Origin of the sequence: Vibrio artabrorum (genome assembly GCF_024347295.1) — a bacterium.
In the GTDB taxonomy this organism is placed as follows: Bacteria; Pseudomonadota; Gammaproteobacteria; order Enterobacterales; family Vibrionaceae; genus Vibrio; species Vibrio artabrorum.
In genome coordinates, this window is sequence record NZ_AP025458.1 from 1,585,130 (window position 1) to 1,605,445 (window position 20,316).

Sequence of the window (20,316 nt, forward strand, 5' to 3'; positions counted from 1 at the left end):
GTAACGTAAATGCGACTTTTTACATTGATTAAGAGTTACTTATAATAAATAGCAACTAAACTTGGGTAACTTCTCCCGTGATTTCAATATGTTTTTCAACGCTCACTGGAAACTCTTCAGTACTGAAAACGACTAACTTTTGTCCAGCTCTCGTCATTGCTACATAAAGTTTACGCATTGATTCTTGCAATACTTCTTCTCTTTCCGAATCACTCAACTCTAGATTCTTAGGCTGGTTAATTATTTGACCACAGCCAAGAACAAATACCGTACCAGATTCCATACCCGTACAACTATTGATATTAAGTAGTCTAATTTTGCTTCCTACGTTATCCGCTAACTCTTTGGAGTTGTTGTAGTTAATGACCTTGTTTGAACCAATACGTTTTTCAATATCTTGCTTTAGTGTCCATTGATTATACTCTGAGCTGCATAAAACCATGATCTGATGAAGAGCGACGGTTCCCGACTGAACCAGTACTGCGAGTTCGTTCAGGAATCTTTTTTTCTCATCTTGAACGTTTCGGGAATATAGGATTTGAGGTTTGAGTCCTCTGGACATTTTTTCATAGTCAGGCTTCACGTAATCTTCAGGGCTTCCTTCGAGATCATCGAGTAGAGCGTTCGCAGCGACCATTATTTCATAAGTCGTTCTGTAAGAATGATTCAGACGCTTAGTGCGCCCTCGAACATTCAAACCTACACTCTTCCAACTTAAACGGCTTTTTAAGAAACCTTGGTTAGGGTCAGCACAAATAAATAATTGTCCACCCGGTGTCAATGAACGTTTAATTAACTGTAACCAAGATGGCGCGAAAAATTGAGCCTCATCTAGCAGTATGTGATCAAACTGTTCAAGTGGTTTGTCTGATAACGCCACTTCCTTGATATATAGACTCGGTAGGTATTTCTTAACTGACGACAACTGAGCAGAAAAATCGATATACAACTGCCAAATATGTTCTCGCTGGCTTTTTTGTAGTGCAAACCCACGACCTTGTCGATCGAATTCCAAGTACTCTTCTTTGTCTTTAATTAAATAGTCATTGATGTACTCTAGCTCAGACCAAATCTGCTCATCGGTTAACGATAGTTGCGTGTAAGCTTCATTTTTATCACTTAAAACGGTCTTCTTTTCTTCTTTCATGTGCACATCGCCAAATACTGGCGTAACACGTTGATAGCTTTTGCTGTACTGTTTTAATGCAAACGAGTGAAAGGTGGCAATTTCAAGGTTATCAGGTATACCTTTAAGCCAGGTTTCGAATCTGTATTTAATATCTTCTGTCACTGGTTTATTGTGTATCGCAAGAAGCACCTTTTTTTCAGGGTATTTCTTGCAATATAGAGCGGCACGATTAATCAAAATCAGAGTTTTTCCACTGCCCGCCACCCCATTTATCAACCTTACAGAAATGTCTTCTTGAGCTTCTTCTTCAGAATCGACAGACTCAACCATGTCTAGCCTTGTCGCCAATTCTTGATCGTAATCTAAAAAAAATGGGAGCAGCTTGGCGGTATTGTCAACGGAGGCTTTGCCTCGACGAGTACTACACTGTGCAGGAATAACCGACTCTGGAAAAAACGTTCGTTTGATTCGTGAATGCGAGTCGATAGTAAACTCGGTTAATGCTGCATGGATTAGCTGTTCACCACGCTCGATAAACGTTTTGTTCTCAATTATTTGTACATAATCAGAGAGCGAACTAATAACTTGGAGAGAACCGTCAACTTGGAAAGTACTTTCTTCTGCGAAAGTCATATTATCAACGACTGCCAGATATTGGATAGGTTTTAAACCTAACTTCAACATCGAGTCATTAAACTTCATCAATTTAAAAAGGCTCATACTATCTGGTATCTCTGAATGAACCCCAACAAAAACCCAACTATTGCAAGGCCCCTCAATAATACAAGGAGCGACTTGTAAAGCATCTAACAATGATTCACGAATAAAAAATTCATCATTGAGTTTATTGAATACTTTTTTGAAATGACGTCGATGCTTGCGGTCTAAGCCTGTAATTGTATCTATATGTGCCATTAATCTACTTCCACTTTATAACAGTGACGAACCAGAGATTTATAATCTTCAATGTTTTTCCGCACCTTAAGATCATCCACCTGTTGCAGCATGTCTTCTGGAATTTCGGGGCCGACAATAACCAACTTAGTCTGAGGTCTAGTAATCGCGACATTGAGACGTTCCGCTTGGAAAAAGAATTCAGCGATAGCGCTAATATATTGCGGATCTGATGAGCAAAATGAAACTATAATCATTTCCCGCTCTTGGCCTTGCATCCTTTCCACGGTATCCGTTACCACTAATTTTGAGCCAAATATCCCTAACTTATCCTGAAGGCAAGACTTTAAAGCTTTAGCATGACTCCGGAACGGTGTAACAACACCTATCTCTTCAGCAGATAAACCCGCTTCAACAGCAGCGGTTATCACATCGGCCACTAACGCGGCTTCTTTTCTATTTACGCTTCGGGCATTGACCCCTGGAGTTTTAACAAATACAGATGGTCGATCGTGAGAAAGGATATCGGAATACTTGTGAGGTTTTTTAGGTAGAGAAAATAGTGACAGCGATGGTAGTCTTTTCGATTCCAATTCGCCCCCGTAATAACAGTTACTAGGCCATTCAGTTAGGGCTGGAGACATGCGATAAGTTTGGCTTAACAATACCGAAACCTTTTCATTGCCAAGAATCATCTTAGAGAAAGCCGAACTGTCCTCAAGAACGGATTGAGAAAGTATCACAGGAGGAAGCTGCTTATGATCCCCAACGAATACAAATCGACACCCTTTTCTCATTGCCATTAACGCTAATGGAACGGTAATTTGGCTAGCTTCGTCAAAAATGATGGTGTCAAATGTAAAGCTTTCAAGCCGCTCACTACAGGTAGCAAATGGTGTTGCACCAATCACATACCCAGAATCCGGTATATCTTGCCATTTTGACGCGTATTCAAAATGCTGAACCTTATCACTCAGTGATTTCTTACCTCCACTCGAACAAATTTTTGCAACAGGAACCCCTTCCTCTACAATTTTGTTGAGTGCATTATTGATCGCCATGTGGGTATGAGAAGTCATGAAAACTCTCTGCCCTGCCTCTACAAGAAGCTTGGCGATAATACTAATAACTTTTGTTTTACCGGTTCCGGGAGGACCTTGAATACACGCTAAGTATTTAGATGCGACACCAATCCCAACCGCTTCACTCTGTTTTTCATTTAACCCTCGAGATTCGGCATAATCCGCAGCGTCATCAAAGTCTTCGTCATAAATCGTTTCCGTATTCAAATGTCCGGAAAGCATAGGCAGCAAAACGTCTCTACCGACTTTCGATATTGCTACATCAGCCAAAGCTTTATCATAAAACGATTTTAAGTCCATGCCTGAGGGGTCGGCATAACAGCCTTCACTTAGTTGTGGAAGTAAGCTTTGATCTACTTTGAGTTTGAGCAGCCACTCTCCATCGTTTTCAGCTTCAATAGCTACTTGGTCAAATACTTTATAGTTACTTGGTTCACCAAGGTGCAAACAAATCATGTCGCCTTCTCTAAAGCGTGATTCGTTACCACCTAGTACGACTTCCAGATGATTAGAACCGGAACATCTTACTGACTCTATTTGTTGAGTTTCGCCTTTTAATAATTTTTCTTTTAAAGGCTTCTTCCAAGTTTCTAGAAGTTTTTCCATGTTAGCTTCATGCTCTGCATACACAAAAGCTTGCAGTTCTTTTAATACTGGTGTGAGTTCCATAACTGGCTTACCAACGTGAATTTGTACTCAAAAATGAGCATACTCATCAATACGAATAACCCAACCTTATTTTTTGAACGGTTATCACGTCAACTACACATTCGCTAAACTGTTAATTACATCGATCATTTGACATAGATCACCGCTTAGGTTGACTGCATTTAACCGGATCATGGTCGTTTTACAACATGCGATGGGATTGCTTGGAACAAGGAAAAGTCTAAGAGCCTGATAAAGCAAGGAATTACAGGCACAAAAAAGCCCACACTAGGTGGGCTCTTTCGTATAATGTGGTCGCTACTGGACTCTACTATCCACCCTATCTAATTGATTGAATTAAACATTATAAAAATAGAGTTTTAAGATGTTACTTCCGGTGTTACTTAAGAGGAAACTGACATTAAGAGTTCGCTTTAACCAATATATTACCACGAGACGACCATAAAATATCTTCTCACAAAGTATATTCGTTAAATATCCACCATATACGCAATTACTGAATTCAGTTAGTCGCTTATCGCCTTATCTGTCGCTTCCACTAAGCTTTTAAAGAACTTAATGCATTTATCCGCTTCAGGTTTGCTGATTAAATGAGAGCTTTGCTTATCCGTAACAGAACGATGAACAGCGTCTCCACGTTTTTTAATCCATTCGTTCAACTTAGCTCTGGTTCGCTCTTGATCTTCATAACCAGGCCACGACCAAGAACCGGTCACATCAATACCAAGAAAACGTTCAAAAATATCTTTTGTTTTTTTGCTATTCGGCGTATGAAAGAACTTTAGTTCTTTTTCCAATGAATTACTGATGAAGTGACCTATCTGAGAGCCTTGAAGTACCTTTGTCTGCAATGCAACTTCCTCACTAACCTTGTCTTCCACATAAGTTTCCCATGCGGTTAAAGACATTATCAGCGCAGCACGCTTTAATTCTTCAGGGTCACGTCCCAAATCTGGAATACTCTTCATGTGTTCATATGCTTCTAAAATCCTTTCAGCGTCTTGAATAGACACATCGAAGATATTTCTTGCTTGGTACATAACAATCCTTAATTTTTACTAACGTCTTAAGTCAGTCCACTCTGAAAAGTAATGAATGGGTTCACAAATTTTGTTCATTGATGCGTAGTGAGAGTTACCTATTTGAATACCGTGAACCTGTAACCCATGATTTTTCCTTCGGTTGCTAATTTTTCTACTTAATCCCGGAGACACTGGAAATTCGCCATCACTCACTAGCAAGATATCGGCTTTATACCACTCTTCCGAATCACATTTTTGCAGAGCTTTATTAAGAGGCTCGTCGACATCAGTGCCACCACTAAAGGACATGGTTAAAAAGTTAAGTAAGTCATTAAAGCCTGAAGCATCCAATGTTAGGTCAAGCTCACTGACTTCTCCCTTGCTACCAAACAAATAAACGTAGCAGCGACGCTTTTCCTTATATGCGACCTTTAGACATTCCAAAACACTGGCTTTGGCAATATTTTCTGGCAACCCAGCCATAGAGCCCGATGTATCCAAGCAGATCACCATCGGACCTCGGTTCTTATTACTTTTATTGCCCTGCTTTTCACTTATACTCTCTTGCTCTATTAACTCTTCTGTTTCCAGGTTCTCAGTCCCTTCCACTGAGTAAGAAAGTAAAGCATGCTCAGCGCGCTTGGCATGCCAGAGTTTTTTGAGTATAGGATTAGTTAACAGTGAAGCTTCTTGGGGCAACATTCTAGAGATCGAATCTGATCGAGTAATGCCTTTAGTTTCCATAGGGACGAGAGGTGTTACTACATGCTTCTCATGTCTAGTAGCAACACTCATTTTGATCACTATTTCTTCAAGAACTGAGCCATCTGCTTGCTCATCACGCCCTAAGTCTCGAATCAAGCTTTGCAACTTGGGAAGTTTTTTTACAAGCTTGTTCAACCGAACAATATCGAGCCAACCATGGCTTTGGAAAACGCCTTTTGATAAGTCAAAACCTAACCCTGTAATTAAACCTAGCTCCGTAAATACTTCTTCTAGCTCAGACCATACCGCCAGTCTTTCTTGCCATACATCAGGCAAGATCCCGATACCTTCCTCACTAGATAGCAACTGCTGCCAGGTTTCTTCTGAAGCAGTTGCGGCAATTCTTGCTCGCTGTGCGTTGGTTAGAGAAAGAGGTTTAGCTTGCTTGCGCTTGTTCTTTTTCTTCTCTAAAGCTTGCTTGATTTGATTTAAAGCTTCTTCTTCCAACTGCTTAATCAGACCAGTAACTAACGGCGATGCTTTAGATTGAAGCTTATCTATCGTAGTTAGAATGTCAGAAAGCAGCGCATCCGTGACCTCTTCATTCTTTGCACAGTATCGACTTAATCCAGTTTCTTCTATCACTTTACTGATTGCATCTGTCAGTGACTGAGGGGCTAAGGGATTTAAACTAGTCGGACTCCCCCCCACAAGAAGTTCATTTCTGGAATTAACTAGGGACTCGCACCGTTCTACTAATTCACCATTAGTACTTGTAATTACAGCGGGAAGAAACTTCTCCGGCACGTTATCGAGGCATGTAAATTGACTATCCAAGTTGAATAACGGAGATTGAACCTGATATGACTCGCTAATCACACAATTCTCCTTCGATTACGTCACTATTACTTGGATCTAGAATTAAAGTTGGGGATTCTTCTAGAGGAAGGTTTTTAAAATCTGATTCCAACGAAGCAACCCTTTTAAGTAATTTATCACCCTCTTTTATAGACGCTTGAAGAGCATTGGTAACTTCAGACAATAAGCTTTTTTCTAGCCAGAGGTGTTTATCAAAGTAGCCAGAGACTTCTGATAGCTCTTTGTTCACATGATTGTAATTGGATTCTACACTACTTCTTAGACTTTGGATTTCTCTAACTCGCCCTTCAATATGAGCTTTGGAAAAAGAGCTATTCAGGGGTATTGAAGTATTTTTGACCGCCTCCATGATTGGCTCATTCTTCTGTGAGCCAGAGAAATGTCGATTTTGTTCTGTTGTCTCATCTCCGTAACGATCTGTATAAAGTAACTTACCGCGATAATCTTTTTTATGGTATTTACTCACCTCTTTCGTTGTTTCTTCTCCATCTCTGTCGAGGTATAAGGGGCGACCTTTCGCATCTTGTTTATGCGTTTTTTGATCTTCTTTAAGCTTACCTTCCCAAGCCTTTATCACTTTTATTAGTCGTGAAGGCGGTTCTTTTCCATCAACTGTCACCAAGCGCTTATAAAGGTCCTGAAGACCTTCAAACTGTTCAGGTTGTTCCCATAAGCAATGAGGAAGAATCCACGCGTCGTAGATACTCGTTTCGTTATAACCGGAGGTTAAAGCTGATACTTTCATCAACTTCACCAATTTACGCCAACGACGATCAGATACGTAAATCTCTTGTGCGGTTAAGTAATGTCGAAACTCTTTGCAAGCTTCTAATGTCGCGGGAGTTATAACTACTTTCTCGGCGAGATGCTGTACCTCATTTAAATCTTCTATTTTCAAACGGATATTGAGCTCTGGATCAAAACCCACTAATGCACCGCACAATAGTTTGTCAAATGAATCATTAGACACAGGTGACACGTAAGAGCGCAGAATAAATCTATCGTACAGTGCACTTAGTTCCTGACCATCAGGTAGTTCATTACTCGCTGCAACCACAGATACTAAGGGAACATCAACTCTTCGATTTCCATTGTCGAACTGGCGTTCATTCAGCAACGTCAAAAGACTATTTAATATCGCACTATTGGCTTTGAATATTTCATCAATAAACGCAACGGATGCTTCTGGTAAATATCCACTAGTTAACCTGTTGTATCGGTCTTCTTCTAACGATTTAATCGAAAGAGGGCCAAATAACTCTTCAGGTACAGAAAAACGTGTCACTAGACGCTCGAAGTAATTGGCTTCAACAAACGCACTCTTCAGGCGTTTCGCTAATTCACTCTTTGCTGTACCGGGAGGCCCTATCAACAATACATGCTCCCCTGACAAAGCAGCAAGCATCATGAGCTTTACTTGATGCTCTCTTTCTAATAAACCGCTATTCATTTGAGCCATTAGTGTTTGTATTTTTTCTTTTCTATTTGGATTAACTGCACTTACCAACGTTGTCATAACTGACTCCTTCTTATTTAGTTTTCATGCCAAGAGAAACGCATAATTTCTCATTCAGGAAATCACATTCGTAGTTCTTCTTATGCGCGTTCTTAACGAGCATTTCTGTGTACCCGACGAGTAAAGCATTGAGTTGTTATTGTTCTTTTCTCGCTCCCGCCTTCAATGACGTACAACTATAATGGCATCAACAAACATGCCAACGCTAACACTATGATTTCATTGAATCTAAGTGGAAAATCACAAATCTTTGTAGTAAATAAATTTATAATTCGTAAAAATAATTACCTAATCATTGATTTGTTTTGGGTATAAAAAAAACCGCCAGGTACAAGTACCTAACGGCTGAGGAGTTAATCTACTAGTGAGCTATGAGCCAACTACAATTATTGGGTCACCTTGACGCACGGCTGTATTTGAAAACTTTCGATACTCAGACTGGCGGGCCGTTTCTGCCACCCTATTAACATTGACATCAATGGCCCCTTGATAAGTTGCTTCATCCAAACCATGCCCAAACGAATACCCCGCTTGTTTAGTTAACACAAATCGGTCATGCATTAGATTCGGCGGCCATAGAGACAGCTCCACTTCAAACCCAGCAGGCAATAGAGGTTGCACATGTTCAGTTAAGCCTCTTTGCAAATCAGATCTCGTTTTTCCTTCATGGATTGCTGTATACACCAACGCTCTTCGACATGGCCGGCGGCCCGCAGAAAGGCGGTTAACAAACTCAATAAAGGGTAGCCTGTATCTATCATCTGAGGGATGAAAATATGGGTCGATAAACATAGCGACTTCAGCCAATGAAAGCGACACTGAAATTGCGTCTGCTAGCGATTGTGCATTTCTTGGTACGCTAATGGTTTGGTCAATATTCCAATTTTGCGGCTCGTTAAACATCAACTCAGCGTAATTAAATTCACCGTTTGGTTCGTCGGCATTGCATGTAATGATAGCCTCTGTACCCAACTCCCCCTTGACATGTCTTGCCTGTTCTATCCATAAATTTAGGTTTGCTGGTATTTGTATACCAGGCATTAACGAGCTACTTGCCAATTCAGAAACTTTGTCAAAACACTTTCTACGTTGTACTGGAGGTAACTGCATAGCTCTAATACTATCTTGTTGCGCCCTTACCCAATTACGCGGCAAATTTGGGATTGCGGTAACAACTCGTCCTTTTTCTGCTCTAAAGTCTGTAAAGAAACGCTGTAAAGCATCTAAGTTTCTAGTGTACGCATCAGGGTCAACGGCATATTCTCGGATCATTCTTACACCTCTCCGTAACGCTCTTCAAAGAAACCTTCTGGCCAGTCAAGTTCGAAGTCCCCACTGTCTGTAATACGCTGGCGTTGATAGTGGATTTCATCGTCATGCTTAAACACATTAATAACACTAATCTTATCAGGCGTTATCGAGAGCGTCCCTTCATCAATCGTTCTTCTTAGAAGGCGTAACATCAAGTGCTCACTGTGAGTTTCGATGAGAAACATTCTATCTTGGTTATGTTTGACTGCTTCAATCATCATGTCCCCTAAAGCCAACTGCCATTTAGGATGAATATGCAGTTCGGGTTGCTCGCACGATACGATAAGGTCTTGTTCAAGTGATGTGGCAACAACGAATGGGAATACTTGTGATATACCAATACCGACGCTTGACGGCAATAAAGGGATGTCAGTATGAGAGTCCTTAAGAATGACTGATTTTTCACTCAAACTTGCTTCGCCGTAAGCTGGAGACTCAAAACAATAATTGGTGCCAAAGAAATCATTGTTTGTAAATTTCTCATTGGTCTTAGCTTTAACACTTTCATTCGAGTAAGCGAACGTCTCCCAACCCGCAGTCCCATCATACCAACGTTGTGGACTGGTTTTACTGTTTAACACTATCGAACGATTTGGCACAACACGTAGTGGCCCGATATGAATGAAGTCTTCTAGCTTTTTCACCAACAATTTCATGGGCGCTAATATCGCTTGAGAAGATGTAGCTTCTGCAAACAACTTTGCAGCTAAAGGATGATCAGGAAAAACTTTATTCCAAGAGAATGGAGCATTAGATAGATCTAGACGAGTATAGATATTAGGTAATGCGTCCTGACCTTTCAGGAACATTTCTTCCCATTCTCCCGAATCAAATAAGTTGTTTAATGAGAACGATTCATCTACTTCCCAATGAGGTAACGGTTGATAATGAGTGATGCTACTTTGCTGTTTACCTGGTTGCGATTCTATGCGACATAACTCATTTCCTTTACTGTTACACTCATAACGGCTGACGAATGTCTTCTGTTTAAGGTGATCCCATCTAATATCTAATTCGAAATTAAATTCATCCGCTTCTGAATCAGGAGTAAAGCCTAAATAAGATTCGAGTAACCAACGCTCAGAATCAGACAAGTACTCATCCCAAATATCCGATGCACCATCCCTAAAATCAAGAGTGGCACCTATAGTAATAGTGCCATTTAAGTCTTTGCCATGAACTAGGTTTTGAAATCCACCAAAATAGAGGGCCTCGCCCGCTATTGAACTATGTTGAGCATCAAAGTTCCGCTTCGCGACTACTTCGTACAAATATAACAACGCATGCAAAACAGTACTTTTACCCGTACTGTTCGCACCAAAGAAAAGCGTGATAGGTGCCAACGGAATGACAGACTTTGTCTTTATTCCCTTAAACCCACCAACAGTCAGTGACGTTATTTTCATATTTTACCTTTTAACATTTGAAATGCTTACAACACGTTAACTGCAATCCAAGTAGACCAACTGGCACTATTAGACACCTTCGCCAATTTATAAACCTCAATTAGCCTCTTTATCTGATCGTTTGTATCTCTCATGAAATCAAATCGATGCATCCCGCCAGCGAGATCTAAACGCCAATATCCAAAACCTTGATCTAGAGTTACTTCAACGATATCACCAGTAGAAAAATGCAATTGTATTGCTCTTCGGTGCGGTACTTCGCGTTTATTATCAATTATGTTGGTATTTACTTTTTTGCCGGCCATATGAGTCAACCACGCATTAAATATAGCGTCATAATCGTAGCGATCGTTCCAATCATGATTAACAGCAAATGGATTTCTATTTTGTTCATCAAAGCAGCTGTTGACTTCTATTTGGCAATCCGATGTTTCTCCTAGTACTTTGAGAACCTCAGCTAACAACAACAAAGAAACGGGACTTTGGAGATACCTATCCGAATATGAAATACTGTTCAACTCACCTTCTTTAAGCAGCTTTGCTAATCGCTCATCATTACTTTTCAATAGCTTAATAAAGCCACTACCGAAGTTTGATAGCGGTCCATTTAATTCAGTCGTGAGATCAACATGAACAGCTCCTAACAAGTGAGTTGGCTCCATGGAGTCTAATTCGAAAGGAGTTGTCGCTATTTCTGGTTCACTATAAGAAATAATGGAAATATCTTCCGCTGTAAGCCAATACTCTCCAGGGGTGGTTGCTTTAATATCAAGGTTAGCGAGTGTTGACCAACCGCTACCAGTTAAGCCTTGAAAAACAATCGCCCCACACTCTTTTCCATATCTAAGTTGAACCCCGATTTTTTGTATGTCCCTTAAAAAACTCAGAATTTCTTCTGTAAAATCAACTTTCGGGACGACTATTGAAACAGCTATATTCTTCGCCAATAGTTCATGTAATTTCGATTTCATCAAGACAAGAGATGTATCCCAACTTTCGACTTCAGAAGAAAGAACAAACAAACATTCCGATACTTTCTCATTGAGTAAATCGGTTAGTTGCGCCTCAATAGTTTGAGGGCAGTATTTTCCATCATTGATAAGGTTTTGGTGCTTAGTAGCTAGTGATACGTAGTGCTTAAAATCATCTCCTAACCATTCTATTGCTAACATGCGATCGAGTTTATCGGTATCGTGTCTCGAATCCGACTCTAAAAGACATTCAGGACAAAACGCGTCACAATGCTTCCTACAATCAAGTTTTCCAACTAATCCATTTAATATCTTAGAGATATGAAATGGCGCGGAAGTCGAAAATCCGGCACCGCCGCCCACGCTGTCGAACAGTTGTAGCACTAATGCGTGTTGATTCTCACCAATAACTGTTGGCCTAACGCTATACTGGACCTCATTTGTAGACACTCCAAGTTGTTCGATTAAACACTTTCGTAATGCCACAGCTAATGTAGTCGCTACTTTCCGACCCTGCTCATTATCAGGTATGTATTCACCCGTTTTGGGGTTTTTAATCACAAGCTCAAATACATCGGTTCGAGAGTTAATACCTAAATGAATTGAAGACATTATCTTGGCTGACCCATCACAATCAGCGTGTCGACCTACTTCATCTTTATCGAACTTACTAGGACGCGGGGGCTTATGTGTTTTTTCAAAGTTAAGCGCATTTGGCAACTCACCTTTCGCTGTCATCGACTCTGCGCGGCCACAAGCCATACATAACGCGTATCCTTTACCGGACAACCCAGAACTATGATGGAAGACCTTTCCATTAGTATCCGCCACCATATAACCAAGTGCAGGCATGGGTAATGGTGTCGCTGTACCGGATGCAATAACCCAAGAAGGTTGTACTGGAACATAATTATTATTCGAAATATTATTTGTTGGCTCTCGATAATAATCAGTGACAAAACCTGTAGGTTGAATCACTTTTTTTCTACAGTCAGTATTATCAGGAATACTTTGTCCACAAGCGATATTGGTACACACGAGAGAATTTGAATCAGATTGTATTCCCAGATCCGTTTCGTAACCTGTCTGGCCACAACCTGGACAACGCCAAGCTAAGTCAAATTTCTGTGAATCCTTCGCGCCATCAACGTGAATTTTCTGCCAGTTAAGAGAAATGCCAGCCGCCCGATGTACTCGCCCATCAAGAACTATTTCTGAACCTGGGGCGTATTCTCGAATTGCAACAGCTAGATTTCGGCTTGGTAACCCTCGATTGATAGAAACATTATCCTCTCGATCAAGTTTGCTTAGATTCCTAAATTGAAGCTGCCTTCTAAAATCGACGATATTATCGGTATCCAAGTTTACGACATCAGTAGGGAATCCATATCCAGGCAGGAACGCCCTTGTCGCTAAATCCCGTAATAAGTACTCTCTGCATAAACGGGACTTTTCACTATTTAGCTTAAAAGCGTAAGGTCCATCTGGATCAACACCGACTAATTCATTTTCTATGTATTGATACTCTTTTAGCCAACGCGTGGTTATTTCCTCTATTTTCTTTGCCGAGCGCTTACAGATTTGTGTCAAAGGAATTTTTTTCAACTCAGTACCTTCAATTAGAGTAGATAAAGCTGATTCAAATCTCTTATCACACGTTTTTAGCCAATTAATATAACGTTCTGCTATAGATTTTTCACCATTAAGCTTCGCATTAAACCACTCAAGATCTAAGTTAAATTTCTCTTTATTCGTTAATCCAACCTCTTCAATTAAGAAGCGCCCCATCAAAAATGAATTTACATGGCGCTGCACCAATTTCTCAGACGAAAATTCAACATGAGGAGCTGGTATAACGGTAGTAAATGGCCATTTCGGGTTATTAAAAACCAACGTATCATGAGGGTTACTTTTACACAGCGTATAACTTATCGCTCTAGATTCTTTAGATCGACCAGCGCGACCTGCTCGCTGAAGATAGTTCGCAGGGTGTGGCGGCACATTGTTCATCACTACCGCTGTAATACCCCCGATGTCAACGCCCATTTCCATTGTTGTTGAGCAATTGAGGACATTTTTCCTGCCAACTTTAAAGTCATCCTCATAGATTTTAAGTCGCTCAGCGGATTGTTGCGCAGAGTGTTCTGCTGAAGCATAGTAAAAACCACCCTCTACTGTTCGGTCATTAATGTCCGTCCACAAATTCTGCTCTCTAAGTGATCTCACTTCCGATGATTTTTCAATATCCTTGCGCGTTAGAATCAATGAAAGTAAGAAGTCGTCACTTCCTTCAAAAGCCCATACTGCGGGAAGTTTCACTTTTTCACATAGGTTGCTATCTAACTGGCCTTTAAACGGAATATAAGGAGTGATCCCTTTAAACGTAGTGTCCAACAGCTTGTTCGTAATCGGGCATATATAAGCCGAATTCATCAAAGAAAAGCTGACATTAGTCAGGTTCAAACTATATTGTTTGTCTGCTGTTGAATCTTGTAAAATTTTTGATCCAGTTAATGCATTCCATGCAGAAATCAACCAACCATTAACCGTGTCTTCCCCTAATGTACTCGTAATATCAATTCCTGTGGCAACAGTGAGCAGAGTGATTATACGTTGTTGACGTTTACTGCCTTTTCGCACTAACGGCCAACTCTTCGCTCTGTTTTCATCGACATCACTAGCATCTGGCCCTAATAATGTTTTAGGTGAAAAGTGCATACCGATCCAACGAATCCATTCACGATCAATGGTTATATAAGAGTTTTCGCGGACAAAAAAATCCAAACAAACTTTAAGGTAATCACGCCAATCTTTTACCGTTAGGCCGTAATTCTCCCAAAGCTCCGGAACAACATCGATTTTATCCAATCCTGGGTAGACTATTTTGACCAACCCCTGAGTCTCTAGACTGTTTCTATTTTTTGGCCGTCTCGCAAACTCTCTCGTCAATAGCATTTGAGTGAGTCGTAAAGGTCCGGTCGAGTCATCGAAAATTTCTGGCGATAGCCGCTTGTTCTCTTTTAACATCGACTCTTTTAGATCGTTATCTTGCTTAATAACAGCTGCCAATTCAGACCAAGGGATCGTTTGAGGCAAAGGTATAGCAACAGAACTACTGACAACATCAATATATTCTTTTAGTGCCTTTGCATCTTCAGGCATGGATTGTTCGATGGATGGCAACATGACTCGTAATTTGTCGATAGGCATACTCAAGTAGTCCTTTACGCTGTCGAGTAACGCCTCATCTATAACGACTTTCTCTTCAACATGCCTGCGAAGCTCCTTAAATACTAAACCTCGCAATCGAGAGCGCTCTGCTTCTTGCTGCATTCGAATGGACATTTTTGCCGTTCCTTGTCGGCTATCGGTAAAAGTAATTAACCGACGCCCTCGACCCGGGACAGAATTAGGACCTATTTTGGATTCTTTATCGACTTCAATATCCGGACAGTATTCTAATACTGTTGGTACCGCATTTGCTGTATAAAATGGTGCACCCAACAGCCCTCTTCGTAACGCTTTACTGTACTGACCTCTACCTGAGTAACCACATTCGCAACATTGTTGTGATTCATTTATCGACTTCGATAAGTGAATTGAACTATTATCCAAAAACTCTTCACGGCCTGCATTATCAAAGCCTGTTAATAGGTAATCATCATTCTGCTTTGAGCCAATAACGACTTGAGTATCACTTGCCGTTGTCTTTTTGGAAAACTGATCTGAGCGCTCCTCATCTACCTCTTTTTCTTCTTCATCAAGTAGCGAAAATTCATCGCTTATTTTCCCGGTACATTGTTGCAATTGACCATCTTGGTCTATGGCTAATAGGTGTGGTTCATTACAATCATTACAAAATGTCAATTCAAGTACTGCAGACCCACAATGACATTTCTGACGATGTTCACTATAAACAAGACCAAATGGCCATGTGCCATTCAGTTTAGACTGTTTCTTATTCTCACAGTTTGGGTCAATACAGCACCACAAACCATGCAATGTACGCTGAAAATAATGAGCTCTAAGCTTTAAAAATGCCTCACTGCTATGAGACTGCTTGGTTCCGGTACAGATATCTAGCCATCGACATAATTCTGCTTCGTTTAAATCATAAGGTTTTAATTTATCAAGCAATTCAGCGTAATGTACCGGACCTATATTGTCGCCAGCTAACAACTCTCGTATTCTAACGGCTAGTTTGGAACTCGCTAAAGCAGAGTATCGACGCTCTGATACTTCCGAATTTTGACTTAGCTTCTTCTCTTTAGGTTGTTCACCTTCTGGATCTATCGCTTCTATTTCACTGATGGTTAGGTTTGCTGGTGTTACTTTGGGTAAGCTCGGAACAACGCGTCTCCCCCCAATGACGGCTACTTGCTCTACGCCGACATTAGCTAGCCTAGCGAGGTATTGTTTAAGTTGCGTTTCTGCTTCAGCGCCCGCAATTGTTGCGGACGTAGCAATAAATCGAATATCCTCTGGCTTAACATCAAAAGCTTGCATCACACGTCTTAGCTGCAAAGCAAGTTCAGCGGCTTGGGAACCAATATACGTATGCGCTTCATCTAATACGATCCAACGAAGCTTGCCCTGCGATTGCTGGATAATGGGAGCATCTGCTTGCCTCACCAACATATACTCCAACATGGTTCCGTTGGTGACCAAAATAGGAGCCGGGTTGTCTCGCATCAACTTTCTCGAAAGCACTTCCTGAGGCTGATTTTTTTGCCTTTGCCTATCTTGAGCTTTAAGGTCATTAGGCGTATTACCGTTATACAGACAAAAACGAATATCACCGTTAAAGTGTGTCGTCCAAGCACTTAATCGTTCTTTCTGCGAGTTTATTAACGCATTCAAAGGATACAAAAATAGCGCTCTCACCCCGGTTAGCGAACTGTTGGTCTGTTGTGTTTCTCGATACAAATCTTCGAGAACTGGTACCATGAAACACTCTGTTTTACCCGAACCTGTACCACTGGTGATAATTTGGGATTGGGGGCGAGGGTCAAGCAAACCTCTCCATGCTTCTAGTTGATGTTTGTACGGCTTTATCTCTCGACTCAGAACATACTTACACTTGCAGCTACTGTCTTTTTTACACCCCTCTTTATGCGGTGCGACATCTAACGCGTCTAGTAGCTCTGGGCTGAGTAGGTTTTTATATTCGGGGGTAGAAAGGTCTTCTATCGTTATTTCGTCTGCTTCCCAAGAGAACATTTGCTCAAACACCGGGCCGTGAACAAATTTTTCATCCGTTTCCATTCTCTCGCTTAAATGGTTTCTAAGCGCCGGGTTATTGATGCCCAAAATACTTAAAGTTGACTCTTTTGCTCGGCTATTAGCTTGTTGTTTTAGCGTGGAAAAATATTGCTTCATTTAAGCTTCCTCTTGGGAAAATACGCACAATGCACTCTGAAATACGGGGTTAAACCAATGACGGTCAAACTCGACAATCTGTCGTAGATGGAAATAATCTATGGGATAAAGTGACGGAGACAATTCTTCCAGTTGCACTTTTCCACACGCCACTGCAGCGGCAAAAATAGGGAAATAAAGCACACTTTTGTGTGAACTTCGGTTTACTTCAAAATGAATAAGCGATTCGCAATGTTTCTGGCACCATGTTTCTAAGTCATAGCCAAATGCTTTAGGCCATTCACGATCAGACAAGTGAACTCGCATCAAGTCCTGGCTCCATTTCGGTAGAAAGTATTGAAACACAGCTGATAAATTGGTTGTTTGCTGAGTAAATTGAACGTCAATTAGTGCTCGGCACTGCTTTTCAAACAATGGGGTAAATTCAGAAAGAGTTTCTAGCTTGCTCTTAACTTTGTTATCAACCACTTTTTCAGGCAGCCCTATATCTAGCAACATCTGGCGATACTTAACAGTATGTGACCGCCAAATACTCAGCGGTATAAGCTCCCAAATAACATTGAACTCAACTTTCAAACGTTCCATTAATTGAGCGGGGTTATCGGCTTTAAACGCAAGAGCCGATAAGCAAGTCGTATTCGTCACTATTGCCTTCCACACTTCAAAGGTCGCCATCGGAAGATGCGAGTAATTAGCAAACAAATCGTTGATAAATCGCCAGCTACTGTGATTAAAGTCATTCGCTAACATTGGGAGCACATCGGCTATCGCGTTTGGGTTAGTTACTGGATGAAATAACGCAACCGCCTTATTTAAAGTTTTAACATCACTAGAATGTTCAATAGGCTCACGACTCGGAATAAACTTCGCGCGAAAAGCCAGCTGAGTCTTGTTTGAAGGAACGATTAACGCCGGCTGAGATAACCTTGTATTTAGCTCGAATACGCCTGTCGCTACGCCATTGGAATATCTTTGTTGAAGGCCGTGCGGTTTTTCTGCTGGGTCAGCCAAATTAATCAATTCTGGCTTAATAATGAGCTCTTTTTCCAGTTTTACATCAAAGCTCACAGTGTCATTTAGCTGTTGAGCTTCTGTGGCATATCGTCCAATGATCGTTTGTTGCTCTCGACAACCCGCCCCCCCAATAACCATTCGGATTTCATCATCAAGTTCACCAGATGCTGCCAATAGTTCGCGAATTCGATGGCGAAACTCATATAAGCTGACCTCTAGCACCTTATCTATAACCTTGTACTCCCAATAATAAGACGCATCACGAGACCTCGCAGGCCCTTTCAATTCAATATGATAACTTGCCGCTACATCTACACGTGGGAAAAACTGAATACGCGCACCTAATAAATCATCGATGGTGATACGATTGGCTAGACCGTTACCATGTTTGTCAAAGGTTAACGCTCCTGATGCTGGAAAAGGTACCCGTACTTTTATCGGGTCAGCCATCAAGTTAGCACTGATAGAGAGAATAATATCCGCTGGCGGTGACCCTTCAGCTGTCACCGTTATTCTCTTGCCACCTTCTATATTGCTTTGTTTATAGGAGACCTGTTCGCCTTCTATGGATACAAATAAGTTCCTTTCACAATGAAGTTCGACAAAACCACTATTAGCCTGCTTAGACGGCTTAAGTTCAATGCCGAATGATTGCGGAAGAATAGCGAGGCGTTTACGAAGCATTGTTCGATTACCACTAGCCTTTAAACGTACTGATTGGATACCAAACAAGCCAGCTTGATGCGTTTCTCCTAGTGGTTTATTACCTAACCATAATTCTGTATGCGCTTCTTGGCTGGTAATGGTTGGCAACCCCAGATAGATAGGTTGTCCAGTACTTGAGTAATATTGTAACTTGACACCTCGAACGCTCACTTGCTCTGCTAACACTGCAGACTGTCGCGTTGATATTACATAAGTATCATGCTCATCATCTTCAGTATAATAATCAACCTTAATTTCCCCACTAAAGTGGACAAACTGGCAGTATTCTGTGGTTACTGATGTGCACAATTCTGGAAACTCGGCAGTGTACGTCGAACTTTTTGATAAGATAGCCTTCAGTTGATCTGCTTTAACACTTACACTTCCTTGTCCAACGACCCAATCATGTTCACCGTCTGACTTAAGCACAATGGGCATCTCATTAATAGCGAGATCAGAATTAGCGATTTCTTCACGATGAAGCTCAACACCGGCTTGCAATACGACTAAGTACAGATCTTGCTCTGTGGCTTGGCGACGAAATTCACAAGCAGGGGTTCGTAAAATAACCTTCGTCGTTTCCCCTTCAAAGGTTGTATGACCAATGCCTAGCTCTGCTATTACTTTATTGCCTTCTTGTATGAACAACTCAACTCGACTGTTAATCAATGCTTCGCGTTTAAAAGGCATAGGTATCGCCTTCATCAATTTAATTTGAGCAACAAAGCCCAAATCACCATTATTGGAAAGCCTTTGTCTGCAAATAATTCGTTTTGTTTGTTGTGATTTGTCTTTTCGCTGAACGGAGGCTGAAGTCAGCAAGCCAGTGAGAAATTCACTTCCGGTGTCTACATCAAGTGGAATTGGAAATAGGTCTCTCCAATTGGGTAATTGGGTGTCTAAATGATCGGCTGGTTGCTCTTGTTGTTGCAGGTTGTATTCGTCGGTTAAACGCAGCAATAGCTCCGCCATATTAGTGATAAGATCAACCGTCGTTTCTTGTCTAAATGCCTCAGGTAAATGTTCAAGGCCCTCCGACACTAACTGAAAAGGCGATTGACCAAATTCCTGAGCGTCGTCAAAAACCCTAAGAATACGTTTAAAGATTGTTTGGAAACGGCCGCCTTCACTCGCTAGCAACCCATAGGGCAAACCGCCCTCTCGAAATACTGAACCAAGAAAACTATGCCTTTCATCGTTATATTGGCTAACCGTACGTTGCCAATATTTAAAACCTGTTTTTATTACCTTACTACGTTGGTTAGCATCTAACTCAAACTCTAAGCTGCTTGATATACCACTCCAGCTCCATCCACCTTGATATTGACGTCGATACCATTCAGCACTAAAAAGGCAAAAAGCGGCACACCAGCTACTATCTCCGTGCAACCTTGTTGGCAATTTTTGTTTTTTTAAACTGGTTCGTAAGTGATGATATTCGGATTCTGATAGCTGATAGGTAAAGAGCGGCTGACCTGTTGGCTGAGATAGTTCTCGCTTCGTCAAAATGGCTCGTAGGCAACCATTAACCGAAGTAGAGCCGAGTATCGCACTTGTAGGTTCAAGTGCGCTGGGGGACGTAGTATCCATTAATAACCTAACCTTATTTACTTAACCTTAACTGTAAGCCGGCC

Annotated in this window: 9 protein-coding genes; all 9 read right to left on the reverse strand. The window is 41.2% G+C overall.

Features of this window, described 5'->3' with window-relative positions:
- Positions 1–55 precede the first annotated feature (55 nt).
- The 9 genes from OCU36_RS07125 to OCU36_RS07165 all read right to left on the reverse strand — a co-directional run bounded on the left by OCU36_RS07125 (position 56) and on the right by OCU36_RS07165 (position 20,272).
- The gene (locus OCU36_RS07125) at positions 56–2,044 is read right to left on the reverse strand and encodes a UvrD-helicase domain-containing protein (protein WP_261837377.1); all 1,989 of its coding nucleotides are present in this window, start codon (positions 2,042–2,044) and stop codon (positions 56–58) included.
- The gene (locus OCU36_RS07130; RefSeq protein ID WP_261837378.1) at positions 2,044–3,774 is read right to left on the reverse strand and encodes a DEAD/DEAH box helicase; all 1,731 of its coding nucleotides are present in this window, start codon (positions 3,772–3,774) and stop codon (positions 2,044–2,046) included. Before OCU36_RS07130 ends, OCU36_RS07125 begins: the two co-directional genes overlap by 1 nt.
- 506 nt (positions 3,775–4,280) lie before the next feature.
- Complete coding sequence (locus OCU36_RS07135) at positions 4,281–4,814, reverse strand: HEPN domain-containing protein (protein WP_261837379.1); 534 nt, start codon at positions 4,812–4,814, stop codon at positions 4,281–4,283.
- An 18-nt stretch (positions 4,815–4,832) separates the two neighbouring features.
- The gene (locus OCU36_RS07140) at positions 4,833–6,146 is read right to left on the reverse strand and encodes a VWA domain-containing protein (protein WP_261837380.1); all 1,314 of its coding nucleotides are present in this window, start codon (positions 6,144–6,146) and stop codon (positions 4,833–4,835) included.
- 226 nt (positions 6,147–6,372) lie between these two features.
- Positions 6,373–7,896 (reverse strand): AAA family ATPase, encoded by a 1,524-nt coding sequence (locus OCU36_RS07145; protein ID WP_210447804.1) that lies wholly within the window; start codon positions 7,894–7,896, stop codon positions 6,373–6,375.
- A 369-nt stretch (positions 7,897–8,265) separates the two neighbouring features.
- Positions 8,266–9,168, reverse strand: a complete 903-nt coding sequence (locus OCU36_RS07150) for a hypothetical protein (RefSeq protein ID WP_048611334.1) — start codon at positions 9,166–9,168, stop codon at positions 8,266–8,268.
- 2 nt (positions 9,169–9,170) lie between these two features.
- Positions 9,171–10,613: an AAA family ATPase gene (locus OCU36_RS07155; RefSeq protein WP_261837381.1), complete on the reverse strand. Its 1,443-nt coding sequence runs from the start codon at positions 10,611–10,613 to the stop codon at positions 9,171–9,173.
- A 26-nt stretch (positions 10,614–10,639) separates the two neighbouring features.
- Positions 10,640–16,963 carry a DEAD/DEAH box helicase gene (locus OCU36_RS07160; protein ID WP_261837382.1) on the reverse strand — a complete coding sequence of 2,108 codons (6,324 nt, stop codon included), beginning with the start codon at positions 16,961–16,963 and terminating at the stop codon, positions 10,640–10,642.
- Positions 16,964–20,272: an STY4851/ECs_5259 family protein gene (locus tag OCU36_RS07165; protein WP_261837383.1), complete on the reverse strand. Its 3,309-nt coding sequence runs from the start codon at positions 20,270–20,272 to the stop codon at positions 16,964–16,966.
- Between the last annotated feature and the right edge of the window lie 44 nt (positions 20,273–20,316).